The organism is Rhodoferax sp. ZS1R8, from assembly GCF_056521325.1.
Genome location: NZ_JBWMBA010000206.1, coordinates 1 through 1,034, shown reverse-complemented (window position 1 = coordinate 1,034; position 1,034 = coordinate 1). Strand labels below are relative to the sequence as shown.

2 protein-coding genes are annotated in these 1,034 nt (G+C 62.5%); both read right to left on the bottom strand.

What is annotated here, in order from left to right:
- Positions 1–634: MFS transporter (locus tag AC097P_RS25020; RefSeq protein WP_479613110.1), on the bottom strand; the 634-nt coding region annotated here is incomplete at its 3' end.
- 7 nt (positions 635–641) lie between these two features.
- Positions 642–1,034: MBL fold metallo-hydrolase (locus AC097P_RS25015; RefSeq protein WP_479613109.1), on the bottom strand; the 393-nt coding region annotated here is incomplete at its 5' end.

The window sequence follows — 1,034 nt, the reverse complement described above, 5'->3', positions numbered from 1 at the left end:
GTGCAGATCCCGGCGCATGTTTGGCAGCCTCCGCCTGGGCCCAGGGCAAGGTGTCTTTGACCCACAACTGGGTCAGCAGCAACGCCGTGCAGATGACCCCCATGCCGAACGCCATCAGGCCTTGGCGCGCGCCGAACCGCGTGGCCAAGTAGGCCGTGAGTATGCCGGCCAATGCCACACCCACGTAGCCTGCAAACTCGTTGAGCCCGAGCGTCAGGCCGCGCTCTTCCATCCGCGTGATGTCCAGCTTGGAGGTCTGTGTCATCGACCAGGTGAGCCCCTGGTTGACACCCAGTAAAACCGTGGCCGCAACCACCCAGTTCCAACTCGGGGCGTACCAGACCATGACGGGAATTGGCAACGCCACCACCCAGCCCAGCAACAGCACCTTTTTGCGGCCCACGCGCTCCGACAACCGGCCCGCTACAAAATTCATGACCCCTTTGACCAACCCGAAGGCGACCACAAAAGAACTCAGCAGCACAAACGAGTTCTTGGGCACACCAAAGTCAGATTCTGCAAGGGCGGGCACCACGGTGCGGGTCATGCCCAGGGTCAGCCCGACCAGCAACACTTGCAAGAGCTGGTGCAGGAATTGCCCCCGGTTGTGGCGGATGCCGTGGTGGAGTTCCATAGCAGTTTCAGGCCGAAATGTTGGCGGCGACGATGCGGTCCATCTCCGCGGGGCTGGGTGTGGCGATGGCCGTCAGTTCATGCACGAACGTATCCCGGTCCATGCTCAGAAAAGGATTCCACCGCTTCTCGAAACCAATCGTGGAAGAGGGCTTGCCCGACAGACCCGCGCCACAGGCGCTGCCGGCCTGGTGGCCGGGGAAAATTTCCAGCCCCTGGGGCAGGGTGAGCAGCTTCTGGTGCAGGCTGTCGTACAGCATGCCTGCCATCTCTGGTTCCTTGCCCGCCAGATCGGGCCGCCCAACGGCGCCCACAAACAGGGTGTCTCCGGTGATCACAAACCAGGGCTCTGCTCCGCGGCGTGCATCTGTCACCAGCAGGCACACATCGTTGAGCGTATG